Genomic DNA, 25,352 nt, shown 5'->3' with positions numbered 1-25,352 from the left:
AAAAAATGGATAAGAAAATTACGCTTGAAATTTGTGCCGCATCGGTAGCTTCCTGCATTGCTGCAGAAGAAGGAGGAGCACAGCGAATAGAATTATGCGATAACCTGCTGGAAGGCGGTACCACCCCCAGCTATGCTACCATAGCCGTGGCACGTGAGAAAGTAAAGATAGACCTCTACCCTATCATCCGCCCCCGTGGTGGTGATTTCCTCTACGATGACCTGGAGTTTACCCTCATGCAGAAAGACATCAAACTGTGCAAGTCACTGGGATGTAACGGCGTGGTGATCGGGCTGTTAACGGCAGATGGTAAAGTAGACGTACCCCGTACAAAAGCGCTGGTACAACTGGCCTGGCCTATGGGCGTTACCTTCCATCGTGCGTTCGACATGACGGAAGACCCTCTGCAGGCGCTGGAAGATGTAATTGCAACCGGCTGTGAACGTATACTTACGTCCGGCCAGCGCAATACTGCAACTGAAGGTATCCCGCTGCTGAAAACATTGGTAGAGAAAGCGGAAGGACGTATTGCCATCATGGTGGGCTCGGGTGTGCGGGCACACAATATTGCGGAACTTGTAAAAGAGACTGGCGCTGCTGAGTTTCACACAACCGCCAAAACTTATGAAGAAAGCGGTATGCAGTACCGTAACCCGAATGTAAGCATGGGCGGTATTCCCGGCGTTCCTGAATATGGTATTTCCAAAACACAGGTAACAGAGGTAAAGAAGATCATTGCACAGGCACATGAGGCCGCAGCTAATTAAATCTTTAACAAGATATTCATACAGCAGAAAGGGCGTTCGCTTAAGCGGACGCCCTTTTGTTTTATCGGTTCAGATTTGCTGTACATTCATCAGATCGGATTCTGATCAACTGCTTTATTAGCATTGATCTCGTCTTGCGGGAACAGGAACTCCCAACGAATGTCGTCTACCGGTACTTCAAGCACGTTTGCTGTCAGTGCAGGCGTATGATTAGCACCAGTCCTGTTAAGCGCCAGATGCATACGTTTCAGGTCATAAAAGCGGAAACCTTCTCCCCACAGTTCTACACGGCGCTGTGTCAGGATCTCCTGCAGCAACGCATCGCCGGTGGCTGTACTTTTTGTATACTGCGGATCACGGTTCACTGCCAGCTCATACAACGCGTCAGCCGCTGCTGCATCCTGGTTCAGACGCGCTTTTGCTTCAGCTTCTATCAGGTACATTTCTGCTGCACGCATCAAAGGAACGTCTCCAATACTCGCTGCCGTCGCCACCATGAATTTCTTGCTGATGTAAGGAAACCTCACGCCTCCCGGAGGTACCGGAACATCTTCACCATCAGAGCTCCATACCTGTTTACGTACGTCTGTATTTGCTATTTTGGCGTACAGTGCTGAATTGATCGCCTTCGGATTAGTCCTGATATTAGTTGAGTTGTAATTGGACGACATGAAGGCAAAGAATGAATAGAAATAAGTGGTTTGCTCAGAGATCTGATGACTACCCCACATCCATTCTTTATTGCTGTAATCATTGAAACCTCCCTTGTAATCCGCATTACTCATCAGTTCCACTCCTTCTCTTGCTTCTTCCGCATACTTCGCAGCATCCGCCCAGTTCTGCATAGTCAGTGCAATACGCGCTTTCAGGCCTTTTGCCACATTAATACTGATATGTGATTTAGGTCTTGAATTAAATCCGGCCAGGTTTACAATAGCATCATCAATGTCTTTCACTATCTGTGTATACACTTCCGCCACTGTAGCTCTTGGCAAGCCTTCAGTTGTACTGGTCAGTACCAGCGGCACACCATCCTGTGAGTTGTTGGTCGTTGCATCATAACGTATCGCATACATCTGCACCAGGTTCCAATAGGCCCATGCGCGGTAGGCCTGCGCCTGTCCCTTTATTACTTTTCTATCACCATCATCACCTGTTGCTTTGTCTATATTATCAATGATCATATTCGCATTGGCGATGATCTTGTAGTAAAACAAATAGGTGAATTTCAGAAATGCATTTGAAGCGCTACGATGCGTTAACCACTGATAATTTGCATTGAACCAGCCATTACCAGCTGCTGTCATTACCAGGTCATCTCCCAGCATATCATTATTGATCATGATACTTCCCTGACCTCCCTGGTCCTGCGCATCGTACTGGATGTACAAGGAACGGTGAATACCATTGATGGCCGACCATGCATTATTTACTGTCGTAAATACAGCCTCTGATGGATAAGCGTCGGTCGGATTAGTATCTAAATAATCCTTCTTACATGAACTGAAAACTAAAACAGGTATTGCTATAAGTGTATATAATAATTTCTTCGTCATCTTTTCCATTTTTAGAGTGTAACATTAATACCGAGGGTGACTACGCGTGCAGGCACATAAACGTTTGACGTAACACCCGTGAAAGCTTGTGTCACGTTCATCCCTTTGCGCGCTGTTTTCAGGAACAGGTTCTCGCCACTCGCAAAAATGCTGGCGCCTGACAGGTGTAATAAGGAGGTATATGCTTTAGGCAGATTATATCCCAGGCTCACTCGTCTCAAATTCAGGAAAGACGCGTCAGTCAGCCAACGGTCAGATGTACCGGCGCCGATATTGGTAGGATTACCGAAGTTCATTTTAGGAACATCTGTTACATCTCCAGCCTTCTGCCAGCGCTGCAATGCGTCTTTATGCAATGCACTTCCATATACGCCGCCATGCATTAATGCCAGATATGTCTGATCATATACTTTACCACCTATCTGGTAACTCACCAGGATGGACAACTCAAAATTCTTGTAGTTAAATGTATTGGTAATACCACCATATACATCAGGTATCGCACTGCCTGAGTAATGGTAACGGGCATTAGATAACAGTGTGGTTACAGTATCTCCGTTCTTGGTGATACGGGTAGTATTTGCTGGCGTTGACGCTGTATTCTGCGCTCTGTATAACGGAGAACCATCTGCTTCATCCACACCCATATACTCTCTCAGCCAGAACTCATATTGTGAGTTACCTACCATTAGTTTTTTGGTACCATTGATGATCTCTTCTTTCGGCAGTTTGGTCACCTGGTTTTTATACGTGGTAGCATTCAGGTTCAAATTCCATTTGAAGTCTTTATTACGCACCACATCAATACCTACCTGGAGCTCGAAGCCTTTATTCCACATAGAACCTACGTTCGCGTTCTGTTCTTTCAAACCGCTGGAAAGTGGCAATGGTACGCGGAACAACAGGTTGTCTGACTGACGGTGGAAGTATTCAAGACTACCGCTGATACGTTCATGCAGGAAACTGAAGTCAACGCCGATATCAAAAGTTTTATTCTGCTCCCATACCAGGTTACTGGTGAGTGAGCTCTGTAACATACCCGGTTCATCAGCGTTTGCATAAGGCTCGTATAGGGCCTGCCATGCGTAGTAGATGTCAGCAGAACCAGCGTCAAGCAATGCATCGTTACCAACAGAGCCATAAGAAGAACGTACTTTCAGCAGGTCTATCCAACGTACATCTTTCATGAAGTTCTCACCGTTGATCTTCCATGCTCCGCCTACAGACCAGAAGTTACCCCACCGAAGGTCCTGCGAGAAGCGACTCGTACCATCACGACGATAGGAAGCAGATACGAAGTATTTCTCATTGTAATTATAATTTGCACGAGAGAAGAAACCTTCAGTACGATACTTGTCAGTACGGGATGTCAGGCTGTTTGTGGTAGTGAAATTACCCAGCTCAGAGTTACTGTTATCCAGGATGATCTGTTGCCTGATGCCATAGAAGTAATTATATGTCATGTCATAGTTCTCATGACCTGCCAGTACTTCTATGTGATGCAAACCAAAAGCATGGTTATAGTTGAGCAACTGGTTAAAGGTGAAACCTGTTCTCATACGGTTAGTACGGCTGCCGCGTCCTGCCGGAGCGCCGTCGCCGATGCTGGTATTATCAAAAGTACCTACCAGGTCATTAGTTATATCTGCACTGATGTTTGTAGTGAATTTAAAATCGCGCAGGAAAGATACTTCGCCGAATGTCCTTGCAGATAAGTTGTTACGCTTAAAGCTGTTATTATTCAGTTCAGTCTCCATGATCACATGACGGCCTGCATTGGCGCCGGCAGGTCTTGCAGCCTGCCCACCCTGTGAGCCATCGCCACGATCATATATCTGGCTGCCATACTGGTCTAATACAAACGCTCCTGTAGCAGCGTCATGTACGTGAACAGGATAAATAGGCCCCATACCTCTTGTGAAGTTGAACGGGTTTATATAAGAGGAGCTGCCATCAGTATTACCCTGATTTGAATTTACATAAGCGCCGCTTACATTAATACCGGTCCTGAACCATTTCAGCGGAGTAGTGTTCACGTTCACACGACCAGTGATCCTTTCAAAGTCAGATTTGATCACGAAGCCTTTTTCTTTCACGTATCCCAGGGAAATGAAATAATCACTTTTATCTGATCCTCCGTTGAAGCTTACACCATAGTCGCCACGGCTGCCTGTACGCTGAACAGCTTTAGTCCAGTCCAGGTCATCTTCATACAGTAATTTGGCATCAGGATTTATCGTACCATCCGTACGTACAATATCATTATCGGCAACGTTAAACGGATTATAGCCCAGGCGGCCTTTTACACCGGCGGTGGCAGTCTGGCTGGCCTGTTCCAGGGTGACAGTATTAGATATCAAACTGTTCCTGTAAGATTCCCACATCAGCGGATAATACTCGAAAGCATTTACACGATCGTATTCAGGAATAGCACGGGAGGTAACACCCTGCATGGCTTTGAACTGAATGTGATGACCATTGCGCTTGCCTTTTTTGGTAGTGATGATCACTACACCATTAGCAGCACGGGCACCGTATAGTGCGGAAGAAGAGGCGTCTTTCAGGACTGACATACTCTCGATGTCGTCAGTGTTAATGCTGGAGATATTACCGGTAAAAGGTACACCATCCACTACATACAACGGATCACTGGATGCATTGATGGAACCCACACCACGAATGCGGATGGCAGGACCATCGCCTGGCTGACCGCTACCGGAGTTTACCTGTATACCGGGAGCAGCACCTTCCAGTGCATTGAACACATTCGTAACAGGACGTGTTTGCAGTGCTTTGGCATCTATCTGTGTAAGAGAACCGGTAAACGTCTTACGGTTCGCAGTACCATAGGCGATCACTACTACTTCGTTCAGACCTTTGGTATCGACCTGCAATACCACACTAAGTGCCGAACGTCCGTTCACCACAACTTCCTGGTCGATATGACCGATATAACTGAATACCAGTGTTGCGGTAGATGGGGCATCGAGCTCAAATTCACCTCTGGCATTGGTAACAGTACCTTTATTGCCTTTTGCCACACGTACGCTTACACCTACCAGCGGCGCACCGGCAGCATCGGTTACACGGCCTTTGATATTGATATCTGCAATTACTTCACTTTTAGGAGCGATGCCTACCAGCTTGTCGGACATTACACGAAAGGTAAGTCCGGTGCTGCTGAGCGCTTTGTCCAATACCTGCTCCACAGTCTTATCTGTTACAGCTACCGTCACCTTTGTATCAGCAGCAATTACGTCATTGCTGTAAACAAAACGGTAGTCGCTTTGCTTTTCAATGATCTTAAGCAATTTAGCCAGCTTTACATCTTCCAGGTTAAGGGTAAACCTTTTCTGTGAGTATACACTGGCAGACACCTGCATGCAGGTCACGAGCGTCAGCAAAAAGGCCAGTTTCATCAAGAGGATTGCTTTTAGGAAAGACTTCGGTTTAGGTAAAAGAAACAGATTAAGTCTGGTTTTTTCCATACTTTTAGATTGTTTAAGGTCAATAAAATGCCTGACAGGCCTCATCTCCAAATGAAACACCTGTCTACGCTGATCTTGGTTGAGGGGGAATGTTGCCGCATTTCCCCTTACTTTTTGTTAGTTGTTAAAATTCAAATAGTTCAATAGTTAAAGTTCAATAGTTAACTCCATAAGCTTTATTCAGTATGGGCTGTTTATCTTTTTATGATGATCTTCTTCTTGTCAATGTTGTATCGGAATGGAGATGTAAACCGCAGCGCTTCTAAAGTTTGGGCCACTGTTTCGTTAATAAAAGTCCCTGTAAAACGGTAATCTTCCACCTCCTTATCTTCAAAGATGATCCGCACGTCATACCACCTTTCCATTTTGAGGGCTATGTCTGCAAAGCGCTCATCATTGAATACAAGACAGTTTTCTTTCCATGCAGTTTCTGCTACCAGGCTGTCATTAGGATTGACGGTCACTTCTTCTAGGCGATATGGTTCCTTGTCCGGGTTTTCTGTGACAGGTACTGATATCACCTTCGGTTGTTGTTGTGCTTCGTTGAATAAAATTATCTTTTGGTTGGGGGATAAAATGACCTTCTTTGGTACCTCCCCTTTTATTGTTACTTCTACTTTTCCCTGTATTAAAGAGGTTTCTACTGTTTTGTCCTCTTCGTATGCCCTGACGTTAAAGGTCGTCCCTAATACGGTAATGTCCATCTTCCTGGTATGGATAATGAACGGCCGTTGTTCATCTTTATGTACGTCAAAAAAAGCCTCTCCTTCCAGTACTACCTGCCTGCTGTCTTCTTTGCCGTAATCGTAGGTTAACTTACTGCTTACGTTCAGGAAAACAACAGATCCATCCGGCAATGTAACCATCGTACGTGAACCGTGACGGGTGGATATTTCACTCACCAGTTCCTTACCGCCTTGTTTACGGTCACGCAGGCTCCATATTCCGCCCAGTACGACCACTATCAGCAGCACAGTTGCTACCAGTGCCGGAATACCGTTCTTTCTTATCCAGGACCTGTTTTCCGGTGTTTCCGGGAATATCGCTACCGGCACCTGAAAATCTTCAGGGTACAGTTCCTGCATACGCAGCATATGTTTTTCCAGCGCGTTTTCCGTATCTCCGGTGTTGTCAGGTGTACTCAGTTCCAGCTCCTTGATCAGTGATGCCTGATAACTCAGTTGTGCATCCTCTTTCAACAACATCTCCAGTTCCCTCAGTTCATCTAATGTAGCCTCACCTGATATTTTCCTTCCCAGCAATATCCAGGTTCTGTCTTGACTCATAAACTTTTTTATGGGCTTTACATCTAATAAGACAAAGGATTTAAAAGTATCTACTAAGTCTTTTCAAAAAAAAATAACAAAAAGTAAATGCTAGCGTTTGGGCAGGTATAAACGGAGGGCTTCACTGATCTTTTTGCAGGCAATGGCCATCTGTACATCGATTGTGTTTACAGATATTTCCAGGATGCTGGCCACTTCCTTATATTTCAATCCATCTTCACGAATGAGCTTATAAATGATCTTACAGCGGGGAGGCAGGTTATTGACCGCTTCTGCCATTTTACGGGCCATTTCTCCTGAGATCATCAGTTGTTCAGGCGTGTTGTCGGCTATGGTCAGGTCTACCGATAACGTATCTATACTGAAATACTGCAGCTGTTGTTTGTTCAGATAATTAAGTGCCGTGTTACGTGCAGACACATAGAGGTATACTTTGAGGTTACCGACCTGTAAGAGGCGTTCCCTGTTCTTCCAGATATTTACAAATACATCTGAAGCTATTTCCTCGGCCTGTTCTTCGGATCTTACAATGGAGGTTGCAAACTGGCACAGCGGCTTATAAAACAGCCGGAATAATTGCCTGTATGCATTTTCGTCCCCTGTTGCTACCCTTCCGGCGAGCATCTGTATAGTGGCGTGATCTGACTGCACTACGATACGAACTTGGTTGATATAAGGTTTTCAGAAATCTCTCTGCTTACTGTTATTACTTCTCTGCTGGTGGCAGATAAAGTTAAAATAAAAAATGCTCAATATTGAACACCTGTTCAATATTAAGCATTTGAAATAAATTGTTCCGGTTTAATTACATCGTTCCTAAACCGGTTACCCAGAGGCTCCAGTCTTTATCGAATTTATACCATTCACCTTTGGGGCCTTCCCATTTCCATTCCGGCACTTCCCCCCAGCTGGCTCCTTTATCGGCGCTCCACATTAGTTTGCCGTCACTTATCTTCAGCCAGTTGCCGACTTTATCGGCCCACATGCCATCTTCTACGGCCATCCATTTTTTCCCGTTACCGCTCCACCATACCTTTGCCTCTTTATCTACCTTATACCAGTAATTTTTCCTGTCCTTTACCCCGTGCCAGATACCATCTTTTGCTTTAGACCATTCTTCTGCCACATACTTGCAGCTTACGGGGCCGGGAGCCATTGCATTCACTTTTACTTTTACAGCGGGGATGATACAAACGCAGAGCATTAACAAAAACAGCTTTTTCATAACATGAACTTTTTTAGAAATAACTGCCGGTACGTAACAACAGGACTACTTGTAGCGCTTCCGACGGATGGTTTGAGGTTTTTCAGCGGTCATGCCCTTCTGACCGTATTTTATTATTCGCAGGTTCCGATGTATATCTCTAGTAATTAACGCGTTTCGGCCACTGATGGTTTTATCTCATTTATGTATAGTATGTTAAGGGTATTCTATACATTTATCGAATTCTTATGATTATTACTTAAACAAAGCCCCAAACTTCTATGTGGATAGAGAGATTTTTTTTAATTTTCCGTCTCGTTTTTAAACCGCATCTAATCCAAAACATTAATCATGACGCTTAATCATCAGGAAATTGAACTGATTGACAGTTTCGAACAAATAGCCGTGGATATACATCCTACCGCTAAAGACGGTTCCCGGGCAGTTGCGCAGGAAATAGCAGCACTGATTAAGGAAAGACAGGCAGCTAACAAGCAGGTAGTGCTTGGCCTAGCAACAGGATCTACCCCTAAATACCTTTATGCAGAACTGGTAAGGCTGCACAAAGAAGAGGGGCTGAGTTTTAAAAATGTGATCACATTCAACCTGGATGAATATTATCCGATTGAAGCTGATGCCCTTCAGAGCTATAACAGGTTCATGAAAGAGCAGCTGTTCAATCACATAGATATTCCTGCAGAGAATTGCCATGTTCCGGACGGCACTTTACCAAAAGAAAAAGTGAAAGAATATGCCGCTGAATATGAGCGCCGCATAGAAGCTGCCGGTGGTATCGATCTTCAGATCCTGGGTATCGGAACAAACGGTCATATCGGTTTCAACGAACCTGGTTCAACCCTGACCTCCCACACCCGTCTGGTTACGTTAGATAACGCTACCAGACAGGCTAACGCATTTGAGTTTGCCAATATGAGCCAGGTACCCCGTCTGGCCATCACAATGGGCCTCAGCACTATCTTCAAAGCCAAACGCATTGTACTGCTGGCATGGGGTACGCACAAGGCTAAGATCGTACGCAGGTCTGTAGAAGGACATAGCTCCGATCAGGTACCTGCATCCTTACTGCAACAGCACTCTGACTGTAAATTCGTGATCGATGAGCAGGCAGCTGAAGAGCTGACCCGTTTCAAAGAGCCCTGGCTGACCGGCGATTGTGAGTGGACGCCAAAACTCCGCCGTAAAGCGGTAACAAACCTGGCTGTGAAACTGAACAAGCCGATCCTGATGCTGACAGACAGGGACTACAACGAAAACGGTCTGAATGACCTGATCGTTCAGTACGGTTCCGCCTATGAATTGAACATCGAAGAGTTCAACGGCATCCGTGATACCATCACCGGCTGGCCAGGTGGTAAACCAGGCGCACAGCTGCCAAGCCATCCTGAACGTTCAGAACCTCAACATAAACGTGTACTGATCTTCTCCCCTCACCCGGACGACGATATCATCTCCATGGGAGGTACTTTTATCCGTCTGCACGAACAGGGACACGATGTACACGTTGCTTATCAGACTTCCGGTAACATTGCTGTAACAGACGAATTCGTACTGCGCTTCATCGACTTCGCCGTAGGTTTTGAAGGTATGTTTGACATCGACCGTAGCAAGAGCTCTCAGATCCTGGAAGATGCGAAAGCATTCCTCCGTGTGAAGAAGCCTAGCCAGAAAGATACTCCCGAGATCCGCGCTATTAAAGGTCTGATCCGCCGTGGTGAGGCAAAGGCTACCTGCCGTTACGTAGGTATCCCTGAAACCAATATTCACTACCAGAACCTCCCTTTCTATGAAACAGGCCTGATAGAGAAGAAACCAATGAGCGAAGCAGATATCCAGATCACTGTTGACCTGATCCGCGAGCTGAAACCTCAACAGATCTATTGCGCAGGCGACCTGGCCGATCCACATGGTACTCACAAAGTATGTCTCGATATCATCTTTGCAGCACTGGAAAGACTGAAACACGAAGACTTCATGAAAGACTGTTGGGTATGGCTGTACAAAGGCGCATGGCAGGAATGGAACGTTCATGAAATTGAAATGGCTGTTCCAATGAGCCCTGACCAGGTATTGCAGAAACGCCTCGGTATCTTCATCCACCAGAGCCAGAAAGACGTGGTGCCTTTCATGGGTACCGATCTTCGTGAGTTCTGGGAAAGAGCGGAAGACCGTAACGCTAATACCGCTAACCTGTACGATCAGTTAGGTTTGCAGAAATACGCGGCAATGGAAGCTTTTGTGAGATATCATTTCATGTAAGCACAAGCTTTAAAATACATTCAGCCCCCGTTCTCTGTAAGATGAACGGGGGCTTTTTAATTGGCCGCTTTTTTGCTAGTTTTATTGCATGACACTTGCTACAGCCATATCTATCGCCACTGACGCCCACGCCGGCCAATCAGATAAATACGGAGCCCCTTATCTCAAACACGTGATGCGGGTAATGGAGCTCGGTAAAACCGAAGACGAAAAGATCGTTGGCGTGCTACACGATGTAGTGGAAGACACCTCCTGGACCTTCGAACAACTTACAGAGAAGGGTTTAGCACCCCATCAGCTGGAAGCACTACGTTGCGTGACCAAACTTTCCGACGATGAAGACTATGATCATTTCATTGACCGCATCATTCCTAACCGTCTTGCCTGCCTTGTGAAGATCAACGATTTGACTGATAACATGGATATCAGACGTATACCCGAAATAACAGAAAAGGATATACCGCGTTTAAATAAATACATCAGGGCTTATAATAAAATTGCGGCTGTCATTTCGCAATAGTTAAATATTCGCTACATTTAGGAACTATAAAATTTAGACCAATATCTGTCTGTTCATGTAGAGATCCGTTGCTAAACCTGATCAAGTTTGTAATCTGCCAAGTCGTCCATTTTAAAAACCAAGAAACGTTATGAGCCTGGTTATTACCAGCAAGGCTGCGGCCTATTTAGCTTTATTGCGCGCCATTGAATCCAACCGTCCTGAAAATAAGCGTTTGTTCTACGACCCTTATGCTAAACTTTTCCTGCCCACTTCTTTCAAGTTGGTTGAAAAACTGTCCCGTATTCCATTTATGAACAGGTTCATTCACTGGTTTATAGACAGATACTGGACGGGAGCACTTACCTGCTGCGCTGCCAGAACGAGGTTAGTAGACGTCATGACTGTAAACACCGTGCAGGACGAAGGCATCAACCAGGTCATTGTATTTGGCGCGGGTTATGACTGCAGGGCCTTACGGCTGCAAATGAAGAAGCGTATACAGTTCGTTGAGATAGATCATCCTGACTTCCAGGCGGAAAAGCGGGATACACTGGCTAAAAATCCCGGCAGGAACGGTATGGAAGCCATGATCAACTATGTGCCGGTAGACCTGCTTACCCAGGACCTGGACCATGTAATACCACAGATCTTCCAGCAGGGCCACTATAAGACCATGTTCATATGGGAAGGTGTGACCAATATTCTGACCGCTCCCATTGCGCCCAAAGTATTTGAATACTTCAAAACCTTCCAGCCCGGCACGATCATCGTCTTTACCTATGTAGACAAAGAAGTGCTTGAACATCCCGAAAAATTTACCGGCGCAGCCAGCGTTACAAAGCTTTTACGCCGCAATAATGAGTTTTGGAACTTCGGTATCGACCCGGCCACGATAAAGGAATTTCTGGCCTCCTACAACATGGAATTGATGCATAACCTGGATTGCAACGTATACCGTCGTATGTATTACGGTGAAGAAGCAGCCAGCATGAAAGGATATGAATTCTACCGCGTAGCCATGGCACGGGTCACCGAGGGGTAATTTGCCACTCTCCCCTACTTAACTTTTACTCAACATAAACACCTAAAGCCTGCAGATATGTCTTCTGCAGGCTTTTTATGTTAGTTAAAACCCGTACGATTGTTTCCTATAAGTCATATACAACCCGTATATAAGCCGTATATAACCCATATCTTTATAGATACGGGTTATATACGGCTTATATACGGCTTATATACGGGTTATATACGGGTTATCTCTGAGATAAGGCTACTATAAAGGCTTTGCGAAGACAGTATAAAACATCTATTATATACAGCATTCATTTATTGCACATTTTATAGTGACGAAATATTTCATATCATGCTTATTCACATTTTTCAGCACGTACCATTTGAAGGTCCAGGGTGTATTATTGACTGGGCCAATACGCATCATCACAAGGTAAGTTTTACGAAATGGTATGAGAATCCCGCCCGGCCCGATATGACGGCCGTGGACCTGTTGGTGGTCATGGGAGGTCCGATGAGTGTAAATGATGAAACTGTTCATTCCTGGCTGAAAACGGAAAAGGAATGTATCAGGCAGGCCATTCAGGCGGGTAAGAGAGTACTGGGCATCTGCCTGGGCGCGCAGCTGATAGCCACCTCGCTGGGAGCCCGCGTATATGCCAACACGCAAAAAGAGATAGGTTGGTACCCTGTTGCATATTCCACCGCGCTGCTTCCTCCTGCTCTGGCGGTTGAACTGCCGGAAGCACAGACAGTTTTCCACTGGCATGGCGATACGTTTGACCTGCCCGCCGGTGCAACCTGTTTTGCATCCACAGCAGTAACTCCTAACCAGGCCTTCCTGATAGGGCACCAGGTAATGGGATTGCAATACCATTTTGAGGTAACGCCCGATTCGCTCAACGAAATGGTGCAGCATGGCATGGACGAACTTGTTCCTGCTGCTTATGTACAGGATGCTGATACCATCAGGGCCGAACAACGGTACCTGGAGGGCAGTAACATAACAATGTACCGTTTGCTGGACTTCCTTACTAGCAATTACGCGTGATCCTTCGTAATTTTAACCATTATGGACACTTACGATATACTCATAGTAGGCGCTGGTCCGATTGGCATTGCATGCGGGCTGGCGGCACAAAAGGCAGGATTAAGTTATATTATTGCGGAAAAAGGATGTCTCACTAATTCCCTCTACAATTACCCACTATACATGACCTTCTTCTCCACGTCGGAGAAGCTGGAGATCGGCGGTATCCCTTTCGTTTCCATCAGCGCCAAACCAGTGCGTCCGGAAGCCCTGGAGTATTATCGCAGGGTAACTATCTCCAATCACCTGAATGTGCGTTTATTTGAGCCCGTAGAAGGGATTAAACGGGATGGAGAGATCTACCAGGTCACGACCGATAAAACTACTTATAATGCCCGGCATATCATCATTGCCACGGGCTTTTACGATATCCCGAACATGTTGCATGTACCGGGAGAGCATCTGGCTAAAGTAAATCACTACTATAAAGACCCCCATTTTTATGCGGCACAAAAGGTGGTAGTGATCGGCGCAAATAATTCTTCTGTAGATGCGGCGCTGGAAACTTATCGGAAAGGTGCGGACGTAACAATGGTGATCAGGGAAGAAGGGATCGGCAAACGGGTGAAATACTGGGTGAAACCTGATATAGAGAACCGTATCAAAGAAGGCAGCATCAAGGCCTACTTCCATTCCAACGTAAAAGCCATCAGGGAAAATGAAGTGGATATATCTACGCCGGATGGCATGATCACGCTTAAGAATGATTTTGTGCTGGCGCTGACAGGCTACCAGCCTAACTTTAATTTCCTGGAGAAGACGGGCATTACGCTAACCCGTGATGCAAAGAAATATCCTACTTACGATCCGGATACCATGGAGACCAACATGCCCGGCATCTATCTGGCCGGCGTCGTATGCGGCGGTATGGATACGCATGTCTGGTTCATTGAAAACTCCAGGGACCATGCAGATAAGATCATTGCACATATTACAGGTAAGCCCCGTTAGGCGCTTACCTGTGATGCTTTTATATGATGTTCACTTCCCTTTCCAGTTCCACTCCGAACTTTTCCTGCACGCTATCCAGCACGCGCTGTGACAAGCGATAGATATCATCGCCCGTTGCATTGCCATAGTTCACCAGCACCAGCGCCTGGCGTTCATGCACGCCTGCATCCCCTTCCCTGAAACCTTTCCATCCACACTGCTCTATCATCCAGCCTGCTGCCAGCTTATAGTCGCCGTTTGCAATAGGATAGGCAACAATGTTGGGAAACGCTTCTTTTAATGCTGTATGTTTTGCCGCATCTACTGTCGGATTTTTGAAAAAGCTGCCGGCATTGCCTATCTCTGCCGGGTTAGGCAGTTTGGAACTGCGGATGTTAATGACCGCCTGGCTGATTGCTTTTATACTCAGCTCTTTCACGCCCATATGTTTCAGTTCCTCTTCTATAGCACCATAGCTGGTATTGAACTTCGGATGTTTTGATAAGCGATAGGTCACCGAAACAATAGCAAACTGGCCTTTGTATTTGCGTTTGAAAACACTTTCACGATATCCGAACTGACAGTCTGCACTATTGAAAGTAACGAGTGTATGGTCCTGCATGTGATAAGCTTCCAGTTCATGAAAGCAATCCTTTATTTCCACACCATATGCGCCGATATTCTGCATTGGGCTGGCGCCGACATTACCAGGTATCAAAGACAGGTTTTCCAGTCCTGCACGGTTATTGGCGATGCAATCCATAACGAATCTGTGCCAGCTCTCTCCTGCCCCCGCTTTCACATAAATATACTCGTCATCTTCCCTTACTACCTCAATGCCTTTTATTTCATTCTTCAACATAATGCCGTCAAAGAAATTGCGGGCGAAGAGAATGTTACTACCACCACCTAATATCAATGTTGACAGTTCCGGTAGCGGTGGATTTTCCAGCAGATATTTCAATTCATCTACAGAAGAAAAAGACGCGAAGAAACGCGCCTGACTACTAATGCCAAACGTATTATAAGACCTGAGCGAAACATTTTCGGATATGCGCATATGATCGTAAATTTAGTCTAAAGCTGCACAGCAGCATTGTACAACCGACAAATATAATAAAACCATGCCTCAAACTGCTGTTGTTATAGGCGCAACCGGACTCACGGGGACGACCCTGGTCACCTTACTGCTACACGACCCTCATTTCAGTAAGGTCAGGGTATTGTTGCGTACCCCGTCCTTTAAACAGCGGCCCGGCCTGGAAACAGTGCTGGTAGATTTTAACGACGAAGAAAGCCTCTCCGAAGCATTGCAGGGGGACGTGATCTTTTGCTGTGTAGGAACCACCATTCGTAAGGCGGGCACAAAAGAACGGTTCCGGGAAGTCGATTTTGAAATACCAGTACGTTGTGCCACCCTTGCCCGCAGGCATGGTATCCGGCAGTTTCAGCTAATCTCCGCCTCCGGCGCTAACCCACGTTCCCGCAATTTCTATCAGCGTACCAAAGGAGAAGTGGAACAGGCCATAGAAAGACTGGGCTTCCCTTCGCTGCACATCTTCCGCCCTTCTATATTGCTGGGCGCACGCAAAGTGTTCCGTTTCAAGGAATGGCTCATAAAAGTAGTGGTCATGGTATTCTATTTCCTGTGGCAGGGACGCTGGAGAAAATATCGTCCTGTAAAGGCCGCAAATGTAGCCCGTGCTATGCTCAGCGCATCGAAGAAAGCGCCCGACGGCACGCATATTTATGAATATGATGCTATTAAAGAGCTGGCATCAAGGGAAAGATGAGTGTTATATACAATCCACATCCGGCACAATGAAAACAGAACGGAACTGCTTTTCTGCCAGCAGTTTGATAAAATGTTCCTGTATCAGCCGTTTGGTGCTGGCAATCACTTTTGTATCACGGGGCAACTTGATCAGCATTTCCTGCAGATAGTTGTTGCGTACGCGGCCGACCAATGGTACCGCAGGTCCTACCAGCCGTGGCCCGATATGCGGCCGCAACCAGTTGCCCAGTACCTGTGCCGCCTGTTCTACCGTTTGCTGATTTTTATGCTTGAGGGTTATTTTCAATAGCCTGTAAAAAGGAGGATATCCGAAACGCTCACGCTCCGCTATTTCCGATGCGTACATCGCTTTATAGTCGTGCGTTGTAACGTAATGTAATATGGGATGCCGTGTATTGCTGGCCTGTATGACCACTTTACCTTTTCCATGTTTCCTGCCGGCACGGCCACTCACCTGCTCCATTAGCTGAAAGGCCCTTTCATTCACACGGAAGTCGGGAAAGCTCAGTAAACTATCCGCACTTAAGATCCCTACCAGGTTCACATTATCAAAGTCCAACCCCTTTACAACCATCTGCGTACCTACCAGGATATCTATATCCCGTTGTTCCAGCAGCTGGATCATCTTGTTATGACTGTCCTTATTGCGTACAGCGTCCATATCCATACGGGCGATGCGAGCCTTCGGGAACAGCTGTTGCAGATCATCTTCTATCTTCTCTGTACCAAAGCTTTTAGGAATAAGCGTCTGGCTGCCACAGGCGGCGCAGGTCTGCGGATAAGGATAACGGGTACCACAATAGTGGCAATGCAGTTTATCCTGGTTACGGTGATAGGTCAGGGATACATCGCAGTTCTTACAATTGGGTATCCAGCCACAGGTCGTACACATCAGAAAAGGTGCATAACCGCGCCTGTTCTGGAAAAGGATGACCTGCTTGTGTGCCGCCATGCTGCTATGGATAGCAGCGTTGAGCTGTGGTGTGAAGTTTTCCTGCATATTCTTCTCTGCACGTTCCTTCTTTACATCCACAATTTCTATTTCCGGCATTTCCAGTCCGCCGAAACGTTCAGACAGTTCCACTAATCCGTATTTACCCTGTTGTGCATTAAAATAAGACTCCAGGGAGGGCGTGGCGGATCCCAGCAAGACCTTTGCTCCGAAGAGACCTGCATAGTAAATAGCGGCATCTCTGGCATGATAACGTGGAGCGGGGTCCTGTTGTTTATAGGAAGTATCGTGCTCCTCGTCCAGGATGATCATACCCAGGTCACGGAAAGGCAGTAATAAACTGGAACGTGCGCCCAGCAGTATTTGCAGTTCGCCGGTCTTTACCTTGTTCCAGATCTCTACTCTTTCGTTATTATTAAAGCGGGAATGATAGATCCCGATCTTATTACCAAAATGTTTCTGTAAGCGGCGGATGATCTGCGCAGTCAACGCAATTTCCGGCAGGAGATATAACACCTGTTTACCATTGGCAACATATTCTTCTATCAGTTTTACATACAACTGTGTTTTACCGCTGGAGGTAACGCCATGCAATAATGTAACAGGTCTTGCAGCAAAGCTGTCACGCACTTCTGCCAGGGCTTTCTCCTGTGCAGGACTGAGCACAAAATCTATCTGCACTTCTGCTTTACCGTTGCCGGGCACCCGGTCTACCACCCGCTGTTCGATCCACACGATGTTCTTTTCCACCAGGCCTTTCAGCTGTGCGGCGGTAGCGCCTGATTTCTTCAGCAGTTCACTCTGCAGTACACTGCCCTGTGTTTTTACGAGATGAAGATACGCCAGCAGGAGTTCCATCTGCTTCGGCGCCCTGGCCAGTTCATTAAAGAGCGGCGCCAGTAGTTCCTCATCTTCATATTGCGCGTGCAGCTGCACGTAGTTCTCTTTCTTCTCTTTATAAACTTCCTTCAGCTCCTCGTATACCAGCAGCACTTTCTTTTCTATCAGCTTTTTGATAGTAGAGTACACGTCCGACTTATCGAGGATAAGCTGTACTTCGTCGATTCTGAGTTCTTTTCGTATATGCAGTGCTTCTGCTACCAGGTATTCATCATCATCCAGGGCAGAGAAATCGTCGCCGTAGGCATCATTAAAAAGGAGTAATGTTTCGCTGGAGAGTTTCAGGTGTGCAGGTAAGGCTGCATTTAACACCTCACCTTCACTGCACATGTAGTAGGCAGACAACCATTGCCAGAATGACAGCTGTGTAGGATATACGACAGGATCTTTATCCAGCATATCCAGCAAAGGTTTGGTCCTGTAATCGGCCGGCGCCTGCTCATGGATGGCTTTTACGATGCCTGCATATTTCTTCTGTTTGCCCAGTTGTACGGCTACACGGCTGCCTACCTTAAGAGATTCCTCCATATGCGGAGGTACCGAGTAAGTGTAATTCTTTGGCAGGGCCAATGGCAGTATGACGTCAGCAAACTTCATTTGTAATTGTTATACACTAGCCTTCAATTCCCGTTCCATAATATCAAAAACCTGCTGTTTCAGCACCGGCAGGTCGTCCATTGTCAGTCCTGTGACAGGAACAGGTGGCAGATACACTACTCTGCAACGGCCGGGATTCAGATTGAACCTTTTGGCATGCAGGCGGTCGCCGTTATCCAGGTATAAAACAGGCTGAATAGGTGTTTGTGTTTCAATGGCTATACGGAAAGCGCCATTATGGAATGGCTGCAATGGTTTTTCTGTTTCGTTGGTAGTGCCTTCAGGGAATATGAGGATAGAGATACCTTCCTTAATGGCGGCTATCATCTCACGTACGCTGCGGGAGCGGGCTTTCGCATCTTTACGGTCTACCAGTACGACAGATTGTTTATAGATAAACCCGAAAAAGGGGATCTTTTTCATTTCGATCTTTCCCAGCGGACGGAAAGGAAGACGCATTACCTGCACTGCAAGAGCGGCGTCCAGGTAGGAACGGTGATTGACAACATAGAGGTAAGGAGTCTTATCCTTTTTGTCATGTTTGTAAATTCTTTTCACTCTTATACCAACAGCAGGAAACCATGTATGAGACCAAAAACGCAGGAAATAGAAGACAACGTTCCCACCTTTTACTTTTCCAAAGAAAGAAGCCACAAAAATGGGCGGAAGGATAAGGAACATGATCACAAGGAATACTATTGCGGCGTATATCATATACACCACATGTAACGGCTTGAGCAATAACTTCATAATAATGCCAGTCTCTTTTTAGTCGGATGCAAGCCGGAAAATTACTGCTTACAGATGGAAATACCTAATTACAGCTGCAAGCCCAGTCCTTGTCCAGGTCAATACATGTTACAACGCTTGTTGTGTCTTCACAGGGCGCGAAGACGACCCGGAGGTGCTGTCCTTCATCGGAATAGCCTTCCAGGGCATAGGTAGGGCAAGGCTCGTCGTGCGGATTGGATTTTTCTGTATTAACGCTACCGTTTTCAAGGATCTCTACCACCTCATCTTCGGTAACGTGCCGGCAGGCCATACGGCACCTGGCGTGGCGGGTATATTTAAGGATGGCATGCCGGTCAAGTGCAGCCGGATCATTGCCGGTGTTAATTTTTTTGTGATTTGTCTCAGTGATGCTGGTGTTACCGGGGGCAGAAACACGCGGTTGCCGCTGTGGTCCCTTCCACCATTGTTGTTGCCAGGCCAGCCACAACAATAGTCCTAATAACAACATAGGTACATACTTGCCCTTAGATTTCATGGTTACGCTCCTGTTACGATATTTAGCATTGCTCATGCCGGGCGGCAATCTATACAATTTTGGCAACATAACCAGTATAAAAAAAAGGTGCTACCTTTGCCCTCCTTATGACAACAGGTAAAAAAGTAGCATTTCATACCCTCGGCTGTAAGCTGAATTTTTCAGAAACCTCCTCCCTGAGCAGGCTGCTGGAACAGGATGGATTTGTGAAGACAGATTTTGAGGAGCGGGCCGATGTCTATGTGATCAATACCTGCTCTGTTACAGACAACGCTGACAAGGAATGCCGGCACCTGGTGCGCCGCATCCAGCGCAGAGCACCCGAAAGTATGATCGTGATCACCGGCTGTTATGCACAGCTGAAACCCAAAGAGATCGCAGAGATCGAGGGTGTGGACCTTGTACTTGGCGCGGCAGAGAAGTTCAATATTGTGGATCATCTGAAAACACTCACCAAAGGTGACAGCGCGAAGATCTGCTCCTGCGATATCGAAGATGTGAACACGTTCCATGCCTCTTATTCACTGAACGACCGTACCCGGACCTTCCTGAAGGTGCAGGATGGTTGTGATTATACCTGCTCGTTCTGTACCATCCCGATGGCGCGGGGTAAAAGCCGCAGTGACAGTGTTGCCAGTGTGGTAGCACATGCGCATTCACTGGCAGCCAGCGGTGTGAAAGAGATCGTGCTGACCGGTATTAACCTGGGCGACTTTGGCAAAGGACTGGAAGGCGGTAAAAAAAGGGAAGAGAGCTTCTTTGAACTGATACAGGAACTGGACCAGGTGGAAGGCATTGAGCGTTACCGCATCTCTTCTATAGAACCTAACCTGTTAAGTAATGAGATCATTGAATTTGTAGCGAACAGCAAAAAGTTCATGCCTCATTTCCATATTCCTTTACAGAGCGGCAGTAATGAAATACTTGGCCTGATGCGCCGCCGTTACCGCCGGGAGCTGTATGCAGAGAAAGTAGCCCTGATCAAACAGTTTATGCCACACTGCGCCATCGGCGTGGATGTGATCGTTGGCTTCCCTGCAGAATCTGACGCACACTTCCAGGAAACGTACGACTTCCTGCATTCACTGGACGTCTCCTACCTGCATGTATTTACCTATTCAGAACGAGCCAATACCGCTGCGCTTGATATTACGCCAGTGGTACCCGTAAACGTGCGGAATGAACGTAATAAAATGCTGCGTAACCTGAGCCACAAAAAACAACAGTATTTCAATGAACAACACCTCGGTGAAACAAGAAAAGTACTGTTTGAAAAACATGGTAAGGATGGTATGATGGAAGGGTATACAGATAACTATATCAAAGTGACAACTCCGTACCGTCAGGAATGGACAAATCAGTTGATAGCATGGGAACTGAAATAATGTTCACTATAAACTTACATACTCTCAAACCCTTTACTGCAAGGTATTTGAGAGCATAACAAGTAAAACAGCTGATCACTTTTTTTAAAATATCTTCAAAAAAATTTGGCAGAATAAAAATAGTTTATACCTTTGCAATCCCATCAGACGAAAGGCCTGACGGTAACGAAGAAAAAAAGAGGGAGTTTAGCTCAGCTGGTTCAGAGCATCTGCCTTACAAGCAGAGGGTCGATGGTTCGAATCCGTCAACTCCCACTCTTTAAAATTTTTACTGTTTTTTTCTTCAAGGGAGTTTAGCTCAGCTGGTTCAGAGCATCTGCCTTACAAGCAGAGGGTCGATGGTTCGAATCCGTCAACTCCCACAAACGAAAGCTTCATCTTAACAGATGAAGCTTTTTTTATGCCCGGAAATACCAGGCGCACAAAACACAGTCCTAAGAATAAGCCACAGATACACAATGATCCGTGGCTTATTTGTTCATGATGGCTTGACAGCTATGTTACAGCACCGCAGCAGTAGCATGCGTCTGAATCAGTTCAGCCACATAACCCACACTTGTCTCGATGGCATTATAAGTATTTATTTCTTCCGCCAGCCTGGTAACGTTCTCTTTGTAACTGCTATCAGCAAACACCTTTTCAACCGCCTCTTTTACCTGTTCTGACGTTGGCGTATCGGTTGCCAGGTTAATACCCAGTTTGAAATAACCAATGCGGGCACATACCTCATTCTTTCCTTCGTGCACACCTGCAGCTACCATCGGTAACTTGTATTTAATGCTTAACAACGTACCGCCATACCCTCCATTTGTAACATAAACGTTAGCATAAGGCATGATCTCATCAAACGGGATATAATCCTCCACAATGATGTTATCGTACGGATATTTAGCCCGTAATGCGGCCGTTTGATTACTGGCTGTTGCTGTCACTACCAGCACGTCAGTACCTTTGAAAGCTTCCAATGTCGGAACGATCAGTTTGTTGATATCTTTTTCAACAGTACCCTGTGTCAGCAACATTACTTTCTTATACTTCTTTAAACGCTCATCAAACCAGGGAGCAGCCGCTTGTTTTTTCGATGAATGAGCCATCAGCGCTCCTATGTAACGAATGTTCCTTCCCAGGTCGCTACGTTTATACTCAAACGAAGGTGTTCCGATCTGAAGGTATAAAGGCGCTTCACGTATCAAAAGATCGAACAGCACTGAGTTCTTATGAGGAATGTTGTGTTTGTTCAGAATAGCATCGAAAGTGTTGATCGACTTCTTCAGCACAACATTGATCATCAGCTGCCCTAATTCTGCATATTTAGCCTTTTCAGCTTCGTTGGTAGCCGGTGGCAATGCCATACCATAAGGTCCCAGATCAACAGAGTTCTCGGCCAGCGGAATGATGCCGATGGACAATACCGGTATCTTCATGAGGTGCTTAACAAACGGGATACCCGAGAACATAGAATCGGCGATCAGGATATCAAAAGAGAAAGACTGATAAATGCCCTTGATATCTTCATAATACTCAGGCCCCCTGTTGGCAAAGACTTCCGTAAGATCAAGGTCCAGCCTTACTGCAGGATCTTCGATCGATAGTCTTTCGGGAAACAGGATGGTCAGGTTATCCTGGTTCACATCCTTCGCGGTTATAAACGTATAATGATGAATACCCAGTTTTTCAAATTTCTGTGCAAAGAGAGGGGAAGTATACCACCTTACATCGCATCCTGATTCCTGTAAGTGCTTAGCTAATCCTGTCAATGGATTGATATGCCCTTCTGCAGGTACTGTTGCAAAAAGCACCTTTTTACCCTTCAATTGTTCGTTGTGGTTTTTCATTGTTTTAAAGTTGTTTAGATGTTGCTGATCTGAGGTTTTGCTCTCATATAACCCACACAGTTATGTCTTATACTGCGTCTGTTTCCTGGGAAGGGTTACAATGTCAAAGGTAGGTCCGGTATAAAGAAGCCGCTATCCCCTAATCCGGTTAAAAGGCATCCCCTATTTCAGGTCAGGCATTCCCCCGATCCTGCTTCCTGTGAATGGTATAGGCATTGCAATATACAGGACGCAGCAAAGCATCCCGATACGGAGAAGGGGTCATAGACGGAGTATATGTGGTAAACTATTTTTTCCCTTTGAGGATACGTTTTACAGCTTTACCCAACTTATTCAGATTAGCCAGCTGTTCCTGGATCGGCGCCAGCGTAAGATCTTCAGGTTGTACGCCTGCTTCAATGTAGTCGATCTCTGTTTGTTCAGGATAGATCAGCACGATGTTATGAGCCGGGAAATGCCTGCTCAAACGTCCCGGCATACCATCCAGGTAAGGCCGGTAGGACAGTGTTCCTTTACGGGCTGCTACCACCATTACGAGATCATTTTTGGTAATGTCTTTTGCCAGCAGTAACAATTCCTCTATGTTGTCGAATTGCTTGTAGGTGATTTCCACATTCAGTTTAAACTGCTGCAGATAGGCTTCTATAGCGGCCTGCGTCTTGATATGACAACACAGTAACAGTCTTGCACCGATCTGTTTACTGAGCAGGAAGATCTTTTGGATATAGTGCAGGAAGCCCAGTTCATATTCTGCGTTCTTAGGCATCACCAGCACCAGTTTCCGGGTTGCATTCAGCGGATAGTGGAAGTCGCATACATAGACAGTCTCCCATACGCTCTGCAACACATTATCCAGCGTGGTACCGAAGATGGAGCCGAACAATCTTTCTGTGGTAGTGGTCTTGTCTGTCCAGCCCAGCACCACGTCTGTTATCATCAGTTCTTTTGCTGCACGGGCAATACCATCTGAAACGTTGAGATCAACGCGTGTAACCGCCTGTACTTTACTTTCTGTCGCTCCGGCATACATAACAGCTGCTTCCATGATCTTACTGGTAAGCGCGACCTTCTGTTTAGCCTCTTCATCATCCTGTACAACGGCCAGTGGATAGATAGGCGTGCTTGCATCCGGATCTTTGATCATCAGCGCGAAATCAAGCAGTGATTCCATATGTCCCTGCCGGGAGATAGGGACAAGCAGCCTTTCAGGCATTTCTTCCACCACAGGTTTTTTGTCAAGCTCTATAATCGCCAGTTTACGGCCCGCACTTTCCGTCACGAAAGAGCTTACCAGGCAGGTGATCAGGATCAGTACCACGGTACCGTTCAGCACATTCTCGTTAATAATGCCCATGTTGAACCCGATCAGTATCACGGCGATCGTGGCTGCAGCATGTGCACTGCTTAGTCCGAATATTACATTACGTTGTTTAGGTGTATAACCAAAAGAGATCTGTGTAAAGAAAGCTGCAAGCCACTTACTGACTAATGCCATACCCGTCAGCACACCTGCTATCATCAGGGCTTCCGGGCCTTTGAGTAATACGCGCAGGTCCACGATCATGCCCACACTGATCAGGAAAAAGGGAATGAATAATGCATTACCTGTGAATTCTATCCTGTTCATAAGCGGCGATGTATGTGGGATCAGCTGGTTCAGCGCAAGGCCCGCCAGGAATGCACCGATGATGCCTTCCACACCCGCCAGCTCCGCGAGGAAGGCCGCCAGGAATACTAATGCAAGTACAAATATGAAGTGGGAAGTTTTATCGTCTTTGATCTTTTTGAAGAACCAGCGTCCTATCAGCGGGAATATCCAGAGGATAATAGCGCCGAAGACCACCAGTGACACGGACAGGCGGACCCAGAAATGAGTGTTCAGGTTGCCTGCCGCCGCACCTGTGATAACGGCCAGGATCACCAACACGGCAGTATCGGTAATAATGGTGCCGCCTACAGCAACGGTGACTGCTTCATTTTTAGTGATGCCCAGGCGGCTGGCCAACGGATACGCTACCAGTGTATGGGTAGCAAACATGCTGGATACCAGCAATGTAGCCATAAAGTTGAAGTGCAGTACATAAGTGCAAACGAAATATCCTGAAATGAGCGGAATGAAAAATGTGAACGCACCAAAAACGAGACTACGGTTCCGGTTCTTCCTGAACTCCGTCATATCCAGCTCCAGACCTGCAAGGAACATGATATACAGTAAGCCGGCCTTTCCAAAAAGGTCTATACTCCCCTTCTCGATGATCTTAAACCCATGGTCTCCTATGGCCATCCCTGCCAGTATCAAACCGATGATGCTCGGAATACGGAACTTACGCAGGATGATCGGGGCTAACAGGATGATAAACAATACCAGGGAAAAAATTGGTACCGGATCTTTTAATGGTAAGCTGATGTCCATCAACAATTTACTGCCGTTCAATACATTCATAACCTTGCTTCTAGTGATTACAATAATAACAATTATCAGCCAATGCTTACTGATTATGTTAAACACA

The 25,352-nt window shown here is 46.2% G+C and carries 19 protein-coding genes and 2 tRNA genes; 10 read left to right on the top strand and 11 right to left on the bottom strand.

Features of this window, described 5'->3' with window-relative positions:
• Positions 1-5 precede the first annotated feature (5 nt).
• Entirely contained in the window at positions 6-767 is a 762-nt protein-coding gene (locus C7475_RS30585) for a copper homeostasis protein CutC (RefSeq protein ID WP_110057240.1), read from the top strand.
• A gap of 89 nt (positions 768-856) precedes the next feature.
• On the opposite strand, the gene C7475_RS30580 is transcribed toward C7475_RS30585, so the two are convergent.
• From C7475_RS30580 to C7475_RS30560, 5 genes are all read right to left on the bottom strand, one after another.
• Complete coding sequence (locus C7475_RS30580) at positions 857-2,323, bottom strand: RagB/SusD family nutrient uptake outer membrane protein (protein ID WP_110057266.1); 1,467 nt, start codon at positions 2,321-2,323, stop codon at positions 857-859.
• A gap of 11 nt (positions 2,324-2,334) precedes the next feature.
• Positions 2,335-5,742, bottom strand: coding sequence for a TonB-dependent receptor (locus C7475_RS30575; RefSeq protein WP_233260022.1), 3,408 nt, complete (start codon positions 5,740-5,742; stop codon positions 2,335-2,337).
• 263 nt (positions 5,743-6,005) lie between these two features.
• Entirely contained in the window at positions 6,006-7,097 is a 1,092-nt protein-coding gene (locus tag C7475_RS30570; RefSeq protein ID WP_110057239.1) for a FecR family protein, read from the bottom strand.
• Between the two features lie 90 nt (positions 7,098-7,187).
• Positions 7,188-7,748 carry an RNA polymerase sigma-70 factor gene (locus C7475_RS30565; RefSeq protein WP_233260021.1) on the bottom strand — a complete coding sequence of 187 codons (561 nt, stop codon included), beginning with the start codon at positions 7,746-7,748 and terminating at the stop codon, positions 7,188-7,190.
• 154 nt (positions 7,749-7,902) lie between these two features.
• Positions 7,903-8,322, bottom strand: a complete 420-nt coding sequence (locus tag C7475_RS30560; RefSeq protein WP_110057237.1) for a hypothetical protein — start codon at positions 8,320-8,322, stop codon at positions 7,903-7,905.
• Between the two features lie 330 nt (positions 8,323-8,652).
• Between C7475_RS30560 and nagB the strand changes: the two genes are divergently transcribed.
• From nagB to C7475_RS30535, 5 genes are all read left to right on the top strand, one after another.
• Positions 8,653-10,578, top strand: coding sequence for a glucosamine-6-phosphate deaminase (gene nagB, locus C7475_RS30555; protein ID WP_110057236.1), 1,926 nt, complete (start codon positions 8,653-8,655; stop codon positions 10,576-10,578).
• 88 nt (positions 10,579-10,666) lie between these two features.
• A complete protein-coding gene (locus C7475_RS30550; RefSeq protein WP_110057235.1) occupies positions 10,667-11,098 on the top strand; it encodes an HD domain-containing protein in 432 nt (143 codons plus the stop codon).
• Positions 11,099-11,228: 130 nt separating this feature from the next.
• Complete coding sequence (locus tag C7475_RS30545) at positions 11,229-12,122, top strand: SAM-dependent methyltransferase (protein WP_110057234.1); 894 nt, start codon at positions 11,229-11,231, stop codon at positions 12,120-12,122.
• A 321-nt stretch (positions 12,123-12,443) separates the two neighbouring features.
• Positions 12,444-13,142 (top strand): type 1 glutamine amidotransferase, encoded by a 699-nt coding sequence (locus C7475_RS30540; RefSeq protein WP_110057233.1) that lies wholly within the window; start codon positions 12,444-12,446, stop codon positions 13,140-13,142.
• Between the two features lie 21 nt (positions 13,143-13,163).
• Positions 13,164-14,132: a YpdA family putative bacillithiol disulfide reductase gene (locus tag C7475_RS30535; RefSeq protein WP_110057232.1), complete on the top strand. Its 969-nt coding sequence runs from the start codon at positions 13,164-13,166 to the stop codon at positions 14,130-14,132.
• 19 nt (positions 14,133-14,151) lie between these two features.
• Here the strand turns inward: C7475_RS30535 and murB are convergent, their stop codons facing one another.
• Positions 14,152-15,171, bottom strand: coding sequence for a UDP-N-acetylmuramate dehydrogenase (gene murB / locus C7475_RS30530; RefSeq protein ID WP_110057231.1), 1,020 nt, complete (start codon positions 15,169-15,171; stop codon positions 14,152-14,154).
• 64 nt (positions 15,172-15,235) lie between these two features.
• Between murB and C7475_RS30525 the strand changes: the two genes are divergently transcribed.
• A complete protein-coding gene (locus tag C7475_RS30525) occupies positions 15,236-15,904 on the top strand; it encodes an NAD(P)H-binding protein (RefSeq protein ID WP_110057230.1) in 669 nt (222 codons plus the stop codon).
• Between the two features lie 3 nt (positions 15,905-15,907).
• Here C7475_RS30525 and priA read toward each other — a convergent pair whose 3' ends face one another.
• The 3 genes from priA to C7475_RS30510 form a co-directional block, all read right to left on the bottom strand.
• Positions 15,908-18,355 carry a primosomal protein N' gene (gene priA, locus C7475_RS30520; protein ID WP_110057229.1) on the bottom strand — a complete coding sequence of 816 codons (2,448 nt, stop codon included), beginning with the start codon at positions 18,353-18,355 and terminating at the stop codon, positions 15,908-15,910.
• Positions 18,356-18,364: 9 nt separating this feature from the next.
• Positions 18,365-19,105, bottom strand: coding sequence for a 1-acyl-sn-glycerol-3-phosphate acyltransferase (locus tag C7475_RS30515; protein WP_110057228.1), 741 nt, complete (start codon positions 19,103-19,105; stop codon positions 18,365-18,367).
• A gap of 64 nt (positions 19,106-19,169) precedes the next feature.
• Positions 19,170-19,622 (bottom strand): DUF4258 domain-containing protein, encoded by a 453-nt coding sequence (locus C7475_RS30510; RefSeq protein WP_158286658.1) that lies wholly within the window; start codon positions 19,620-19,622, stop codon positions 19,170-19,172.
• Positions 19,623-19,729: 107 nt separating this feature from the next.
• On the opposite strand from C7475_RS30510, the gene mtaB reads away from it, so the two are divergent.
• From mtaB to C7475_RS30495, 3 genes are all read left to right on the top strand, one after another.
• Positions 19,730-21,007 (top strand): tRNA (N(6)-L-threonylcarbamoyladenosine(37)-C(2))-methylthiotransferase MtaB, encoded by a 1,278-nt coding sequence (gene mtaB, locus C7475_RS30505; protein ID WP_110057226.1) that lies wholly within the window; start codon positions 19,730-19,732, stop codon positions 21,005-21,007.
• 180 nt (positions 21,008-21,187) lie between these two features.
• Positions 21,188-21,262, top strand: a tRNA-Val gene (locus C7475_RS30500).
• Between the two features lie 32 nt (positions 21,263-21,294).
• Positions 21,295-21,369, top strand: a tRNA-Val gene (locus C7475_RS30495).
• 138 nt (positions 21,370-21,507) lie between these two features.
• Here the strand turns inward: C7475_RS30495 and C7475_RS30490 are convergent.
• Together C7475_RS30490 and C7475_RS30485 are read right to left on the bottom strand one after the other, a co-directional pair.
• Positions 21,508-22,842 carry a glycosyltransferase gene (locus tag C7475_RS30490; protein ID WP_110057225.1) on the bottom strand — a complete coding sequence of 445 codons (1,335 nt, stop codon included), beginning with the start codon at positions 22,840-22,842 and terminating at the stop codon, positions 21,508-21,510.
• 286 nt (positions 22,843-23,128) lie between these two features.
• Complete coding sequence (locus C7475_RS30485; RefSeq protein WP_110057224.1) at positions 23,129-25,285, bottom strand: cation:proton antiporter; 2,157 nt, start codon at positions 25,283-25,285, stop codon at positions 23,129-23,131.
• Between the last annotated feature and the right edge of the window lie 67 nt (positions 25,286-25,352).

It is taken from the genome of Chitinophaga sp. S165, from assembly GCF_003182155.1.
GTDB lineage: Bacteria > Bacteroidota > Bacteroidia > Chitinophagales > Chitinophagaceae > Chitinophaga.
This window is presented reverse-complemented; position numbering and strand designations above follow the sequence as displayed.